Consider the following 6,913-nt stretch of genomic DNA (forward strand, 5'->3'; position numbering starts at 1 on the left):
AAAGGTAGCTATTTTTTAAGATTAAGCGGAACCTGAGAAGTTAGCCAAGCCCAAAATTCCGTTTCCTGATCTATAAATTCCATTCGCATTGGCAAATAAAACAAACGTGAATTTAATGCGGGATAATGGTGCAGGTGTTCCTCCATCCGCACATAATCTTTGTGGGTTGTTAATATTGCTGCCGACTTATCTAAGTTGGCAGCAACGTGCTCCCAATACTGATAATCCGTTTCCTGAAATGCGTAATGATCCGCATAGGTTTGTTTTTCCAAGATCTCACCTAAATTATTGGCCTCATTAAAGAAGGGCAATGGATCTGCGATGCCAGCAAAAAGATGCCATTTTGAGATATTTTGTGCACTATTTCCAACCGGCACCCCATAGACAACGCGCGTAAAAAATACAGGTAAATTGAATCGTAAAAAAGGTTCTTTTTGAGCTTCTGACAATTCGTTCGGACAACGATTCACGATAATTGCCTGCGCACGCGTTAGCCCATCGATTGATTCACGCAAACTACCCAAAGGCATTAGTTGGTCTGCATAAAATGGCTTGGCAAACGTCGTACATACGATCGATAAATCAGCCTTCAAAGCCCGGTGCTGAAATGCATCATCTAAAATAATGGCATCTAAATCGTTCATTTGCTCGATGCCTTTCACGCGATTCTCACAAACTGCAATAGGCAAATCCGTAAATTGACGCTTATAAGCTAAGGGTTCATCACCAACCTCTGACGCGGTTGAATCAGCATCAACCCAACGAAAACCTGTCGTTTTGCGACCATATCCCCTACTCAGAATCCCAAACGTACCCGAAAACTTCCAATGTGAAATTAAGTAATTTACCAATGGGCTTTTGCCGGTACCACCTACGGCAAGATTACCGACGACGAGTGTAAAAGGCTTTGAAACATGTGTGGATGAGAGTAAGCCTCGATCATACCATGTATTTCGCAAGCGCGTAATTGCGCCAAAAATTCCTGCCAATAATCGAAATACCCACTTTTTCATAATCGGCCTAAAGCTAATAAATAATCTAGGGAGGGGCAAAAATGCCACAAAAATAATAAATTGCAACATGATTCAATTGCTCAGCCATCCCCTACAATTCCATTTCGAAGCAGGTACATCGCGTGGGGTACTGACACAAAAAACGAGCTATTTCATACAAATTGAACAAGATGGGAAAATTGGCCTAGGTGAAGCCGGACCCTTGCGTGGATTAAGTCCAGAATTTGAAAAGGATTGCCTACCTGCTTTTCAAAAAGCCATCTCGACAATCAAACACCTGCCAGAAAATCCTGAAGATATAGACGCCCTGGTGAAAACCATACCATTTGAACAGCCCTCCTTTCGGGCAGCATTTGAAATGGCCTTACTAGATTATTTTCACGCAAAAGATGGGGTTTACTTTGACAATTCATTCGCACGAGGCGTATCAAGTTTGCCGATTAATGGATTGATTTGGATGGGTAGTCCTGAGTTTATGCGCCAACAAATCGCCGAAAAACTCGCAGAAGGTTATTCGTGTCTTAAATTAAAAATCGGCGCGATTGATTTTGAACAAGAAATGGAGATTATCTCTGAGATTAGAACCCATTTCTCGTCAACTGAATTAACGATTCGGGTAGATGCTAACGGCGCATTTTCGCCACAAGATGCCCCGTCAAAACTGGAAAGACTCGCCCATTTGGACATTCATTCCATCGAACAACCGATTCAAGCAGGGCAATGGAAAGCGATGCGTGAATTATGCGCATTAAACATTTTACCTATAGCCCTAGATGAAGAACTAATTCAGGCTAAAGATCCTCAGGCCCTATTAGAATCTATACAAGCTCCCTATATAATTATAAAACCAAGTCTTTTAGGTGGTTTTGGAGCCAGTAATACCTGGATTCAGGCGGCCGAGACAGTAGGTACCCACTGGTGGATTACCTCCGCATTGGAATCTAATATTGGTCTGCAGGCAGTCGCGCAATTCACAGGCGAATACCGAAATCCACTCCCGCAAGGTTTAGGAACAGGGAAACTGTATACGAATAATTTTGATTGTGGGCTATCGATTCAAAAAGGGCATATTTATTCTAATCCACATACCAAAAGAACAAATCCTTTTGCCTAAATTTACGGCATCATTTTAAACATTGAATTAAATGAATACGATTGACGAGGCGATGATTGCCATTTTAGAACAACGCTTGAAATTAAGCAAATTGAGTTATTCAGACGACACCTACGACGATGTCGAAGAGTTATTACACGATTTGGAAGATGATTTCAACGAAAAATATGGAGATGAGCTTGAGGAAATTCTAGAGAAAGTACATATCAAACATTGCCCAGAATCTGATGTATTATTACCTACGGCGTATTTAGCTAAGAAATTTGTGGAAACGGCCGATGGTGAAATTGAAATAGGTAAAAAAGAAGGCGTTGAAGTTGAATGGATCGAAGATCCGGTAGCCGCAACCCGTTTAGTGTTATTACCCGCTCCTACCCGAATTCTATTGATGACCCCAAAAAGTCTCGAGATTGTTTGGGAAGCAGCCCAATAAAACAAAAAAGGTGAGCACGAAATGCTCACCTTTTTTATACCCAATCAATTCCCTTTTTTAGCAAATCTAAGGTTTGTTGGCCCGCCGGATACCCACGCGCATCATGCATATACTCCCACGATGCCAATGGCGGCAAACTCATTAAAATTGATTCGGTCCGACCGTTCGTTTCCAAACCAAATTTGGTACCCCGATCATGCACTAAGTTAAACTCTACATAACGTCCTCGGCGTAACAATTGAAAATCACGTTCTTGTTGGCTCACAGGTTTCCCCGCATTTACTTTCATTAAATGACTGTAAATGGGAACGAAAGATTCACCCACCGCCTTCACAAAGTCAAATGTTTTTGCTTTGTCTTCTTTTAAATAATCAAAGAAAATTCCCCCAATGCCACGCGTTTCATTTCGGTGCGTATTGAAGAAATAATCATCCGCCCAGGTTTTATAATGTGCATACACATCCTCCCCAAACCCATCACATGCTGCTTTTATTTGTAGGTGAAACCACTTCGCCTGTTCCGGAATAATAATATGGGGTGTTAAATCAATTCCGCCACCGAACCAACTTTGACCATTGCTCAGTTCAAAATAACGCACATTCATGTGAATGATGGGAACCCAAGCATTGAATGGGTGCATCACAATGGAAACACCCGTAGCGAAGAATTCAACTTCTTCCGTCACGTTTAAGCTGGTAACCATTTTGGGATGCAACGGGCCTGAAACCGCGGAGAAATTAACGCCCGCCTTTTCTAAAATTGAACCTCCTTCAATGAGACGCGTTCGCCCTCCACCGCCTTCCGGTCGCAGCCAAAGATCTTCCTTGAATGATCCAGTTCCATCTGCCTCTGCGATTCCTTGGCAAATACGATCTTGTAAATCGCGAAAATAAGCCTCTATCTGTTCTTTATTCATACTAATTGGGACTCTGACTACTTGAATCGGGTGATTCTGTCGGATTTTCCATCAAGGCATTTAATGAATCTAACTCCGCATCTGACACTTGAAGTGAATCTGGCAACGTACTAATCCCATTGCCGCAATCAAAATCTTTCTTGACAACACGCTTATCCAATCGATCAAATGGCGTAGGTTTATACATCGCTAAAGCAGGATCTTTGACCACCTTCAACATAAACCGTTTGTAGATAGGCATGGCAGTTTTTGATCCCTCACCCAGTGCACCGGAACGGAAGTGTATCGATCGATCATCTCCGCCGACCCAGACACCTGAAATTAAATTTTGAGTCATACCAATAAACCAACCATCGGAATGATTGGATGTCGTACCTGTTTTCCCTGCAAAATTGTGTGCATAGCGATTATTTCCTTCCGGCAATAAAGCGGCACCGTCACCCCAAAGCAACGAACTTGCTGTACCACCTTCGTGAATGACTCCCTCCAACATCGATCGCACTAATTGGGCAGATTCTTTACGAATTACACGTGTGGCAGTTGATTCAAACGTCGAGATAACCTTTCCATTTTGATCTTTTATTTCCGTGACGAGCATCGGCTCCACGTGAATTCCCTCATTCACAAAAGCAGAATATGCCCCAATCATTTCAAATAAGGAAACATCAAATGACCCTAAACCAATCGACGCCACAGGCTTCAATGGACTCTTTATACCCATTTTTTGGGCATAATAAACAACTGTATCCGGACCCACGATGTCGTTGGTGAGTCGGGCGGTAACTGTATTCACCGACTTCGCCAAGGCGCGCTTCAATGGCATCAAACTATAGGAGAAAGTACCATCGGCATTGTGCGGACTCCAAATTTTCTTCTCGCCCTTTTCCTCGATTTCCAACGAATAAGGTGCATCTTCCACAGCAAAACAAGGGGATAAATCACGAGGTCCGTCAATCGCAGCCGTGTACACAAAAGGCTTGAAAGTTGACCCTGCTTGTCGCTTACTTTGCTTTACGTGATCATACTTAAAATATTTAAAATCTAATCCACCTACCCAAGCTTTAATATGGCCCGTATATGGATCTAATGTCATCATTCCGGCTTGCAAGAAACGTTTGTAATATTGAATGGAATCGTAGGCACTCATCGTTTGCTGCTCCTCACCCAAGGTATTACGCGAATAAACCCACATTTTACGCTTCACGTTTTTCATTTGGTACAGCACTGAATCTGGATTATTCGGAAATCGCTTGACTAATGCCTTATAATATTCTGTCCGTTTCGCCACCGAATCAATAAACCCTGGAATCTCCTTCCCTGACTCATCCACCCATGGATTTTGCCCAGTCCAATGATTATCAAAAGATTTTTGTGTCGAACGCATACCCTCTTCGACCGCCTCTTCCGCATGTATTTGCAAACGGGAGTCAATCGTCGTCGTGATTTTCAAACCATCCCGATACAAATCAATCTCCATTTCATTGGCCTTCGCCCATTCTTGAATGTATTTCGCAACGGCAACCTTGAAATAATTACCCGTTCCATCATAGGGAGATTCCTCATTTTCATGTAAGACGATTGGTAGTGGTGCTAATGAATCATACGCTGTTTTCTTTAAATAACCAGCCTTAACCATCTGCGCTAAAACCACATTTCTACGCTTCCAAGCCTTATTTTCTGCCAAAGGCTTGCCATCGTACCGCTTGGGATTATAGGTTGTAGTTGCCTTTTGAAGACCGACCAAAATAGCGGCTTCTTGGATATTTAAACTATCAGCAGACGTATTAAAATAGGTTTTAGCTGCCACTTTAATTCCGTATGCATTATTCCCATAATCTACCGTATTCAAATACCAAAGAATGATTTCATCCTTCGTGTAAAAACGCTCTAATTTGATAGCTGTAACCCATTCTTTGGTCTTATAGATCAATTTATTTAAACCAGGGATATAGCCCAACAAACCAGTTTTGGTGAAACTTTTTTTAGTTCGTGTTTTGAATAAATTCTTAGCTAGTTGTTGGGAAATTGTACTCCCACCCCCACGATCGCCACCTTTAGCTATTCCAATCGCAACACCCGCCCACGCTTGAAAATCAATACCCGTATGCTCATAAAAACGAGCATCTTCTGTAGCTACTAAGGCTTGTACCAAATAGGGAGAAATCAAATTATAATCTCGAATCGGAGTTCTGTTTTCCGCAAAAAACTTACCTAATAGCACGCCATCCGCTGAATAAATCTCGGAAGCTTGCGATAATTTGGGGTTTTGAAGGTCGTCGACACTCGGCATTTGTCCTGTCAACCAAAAAATATTGGTCTCAATGATAAACAAATAAAGTAGGCTAAAGAGGAATACTTTTCCCGTAATACGCCACATACGAACGATGGGCTTATAATAAGGTGAGTTTTTATCTACGCGTGCATCGTAATAAGCTTGAATTGAATTTCGCTTTTCCTGGTAGAAGTCAATCGCTTGTTGGCCCACCCCCTCAGCCTTCCCATACAATTTTGCACCGATTACCTTTTTAATTCCCGCCAACAACACATGTACAAGCTTCGTGCAAGTTTGGACAATCAATGCGTTAATACGTGAAAAAAAGTGCTTTATCTGCTCAAGCATAGATTATTCCGTTTCTAATTTTTCTAAGATAGTCATTAAATCCGTGAAATCACGGAAGCCTGGACGATCCTCCTCACCGGCTACTAAACCAATTCCCTGAATCGAACTTTGTTCTACCCATTCATCTAAATCATCTTCAGGGATGTCCAAACCTAATATAATCGGATATTGCGCTGCCCAAATTTCAATAGATGCTTCCATGCCAATCAACGAATCTGCAGAATCACCTACCAATAAAAAATGACTTACATAGGGCGCAGAAGCAGCAAAAATGGCTGGTAAATTATCTGTGTCAATGTTAACACGAAGTATCTTGGATACGTCAATCGACTGGATGGCCACCAACGACACACTCGAATCAACTTCAATTACGTCTGGTTGATATATTGCAACCGCTTCTCGAACCTGATCAGCAGTTGCCTTTGTAAATTCCCCTACGATTTGAACGCCTGCTAACCAATTCCGAATTTCTGTGAATTTTTCTACTGTAATTTCCTGCAAAGGAAACCCTAACCACTCAACGCCCATTCCTGCACAATAACGTGCATCTGACAAATTAGCAATCGATGAAACTTTAACCTGGGTTTTTAACATGGTAGTCAAGGAAATAAACGAGGACAAAAGTACGTTTTCAATGGGTAAATACCAAGATAATTGGCCATTTGGCGAAATAAATCCTAACTTGCGGGAAATTTACAGCAGGCTTTGAACCTGTAAGGAAATATGGAATCAAAAGGACGCGTTTTAGTTGCCATGAGCGGCGGCATCGACAGCTCAGTCGCAGCTGTTTTATTACACGAACAAGGATATGAGGTCA

General features: G+C 42.0%; 7 protein-coding genes. 3 read left to right on the forward strand and 4 right to left on the reverse strand.

Annotated features, from left to right (window positions below; translation table 11 throughout):
* Positions 1 to 8: 8 nt before the first annotated feature.
* Entirely contained in the window at positions 9 to 1,013 is a 1,005-nt protein-coding gene (gene lpxK / locus ACIQ6T_RS08985; protein WP_395785591.1) for a tetraacyldisaccharide 4'-kinase, read from the reverse strand.
* Positions 1,014 to 1,080: 67 nt separating this feature from the next.
* Here lpxK and ACIQ6T_RS08990 point away from each other — a divergent pair, with 67 nt between their 5' ends.
* Positions 1,081 to 2,127, forward strand: a complete 1,047-nt coding sequence (locus ACIQ6T_RS08990; protein WP_395785593.1) for an o-succinylbenzoate synthase — start codon at positions 1,081 to 1,083, stop codon at positions 2,125 to 2,127.
* A 31-nt stretch (positions 2,128 to 2,158) separates the two neighbouring features.
* A complete protein-coding gene (locus ACIQ6T_RS08995) occupies positions 2,159 to 2,560 on the forward strand; it encodes a hypothetical protein (protein WP_395785595.1) in 402 nt (133 codons plus the stop codon).
* Between the two features lie 34 nt (positions 2,561 to 2,594).
* On the opposite strand, the gene hemF is transcribed toward ACIQ6T_RS08995, so the two are convergent.
* From hemF to ACIQ6T_RS09010, 3 genes are read right to left on the reverse strand one after another with little or no spacing between them, the layout of a single operon-like run.
* Positions 2,595 to 3,476, reverse strand: coding sequence for an oxygen-dependent coproporphyrinogen oxidase (gene hemF, locus ACIQ6T_RS09000; protein WP_395785597.1), 882 nt, complete (start codon positions 3,474 to 3,476; stop codon positions 2,595 to 2,597).
* A gap of 1 nt (position 3,477) precedes the next feature.
* Positions 3,478 to 6,096 (reverse strand): transglycosylase domain-containing protein, encoded by a 2,619-nt coding sequence (locus ACIQ6T_RS09005; RefSeq protein ID WP_395785599.1) that lies wholly within the window; start codon positions 6,094 to 6,096, stop codon positions 3,478 to 3,480.
* A gap of 3 nt (positions 6,097 to 6,099) precedes the next feature.
* Positions 6,100 to 6,690 (reverse strand): N-(5'-phosphoribosyl)anthranilate isomerase, encoded by a 591-nt coding sequence (locus ACIQ6T_RS09010; RefSeq protein WP_395785601.1) that lies wholly within the window; start codon positions 6,688 to 6,690, stop codon positions 6,100 to 6,102.
* A 129-nt stretch (positions 6,691 to 6,819) separates the two neighbouring features.
* On the opposite strand from ACIQ6T_RS09010, the gene ACIQ6T_RS09015 reads away from it, so the two are divergent.
* Positions 6,820 to 6,913: hypothetical protein (locus ACIQ6T_RS09015; RefSeq protein WP_395785603.1), on the forward strand; the 94-nt coding region annotated here is incomplete at its 3' end.

It is taken from the genome of Aquirufa sp., from assembly GCF_044377215.1.
GTDB lineage: Bacteria > Bacteroidota > Bacteroidia > Cytophagales > Spirosomataceae > Aquirufa.

What these genes read in the sequence shown, in the direction of transcription:
- ACIQ6T_RS08990 (WP_395785593.1), top strand. Translation starts at nt 1,081, where the DNA reads ATGATTCAATTGCTCAGCCATCCCCTACAATTCCATTTCGAAGCAGGT.
- ACIQ6T_RS09005 (WP_395785599.1), bottom strand. Translation starts at nt 6,096, where the DNA reads ATGCTTGAGCAGATAAAGCACTTTTTTTCACGTATTAACGCATTGATT.
- hemF (WP_395785597.1), bottom strand. Translation starts at nt 3,476, where the DNA reads ATGAATAAAGAACAGATAGAGGCTTATTTTCGCGATTTACAAGATCGT.
- lpxK (WP_395785591.1), bottom strand. Translation starts at nt 1,013, where the DNA reads ATGAAAAAGTGGGTATTTCGATTATTGGCAGGAATTTTTGGCGCAATT.
- ACIQ6T_RS08995 (WP_395785595.1), top strand. Translation starts at nt 2,159, where the DNA reads ATGAATACGATTGACGAGGCGATGATTGCCATTTTAGAACAACGCTTG.
- ACIQ6T_RS09010 (WP_395785601.1), bottom strand. Translation starts at nt 6,690, where the DNA reads ATGTTAAAAACCCAGGTTAAAGTTTCATCGATTGCTAATTTGTCAGAT.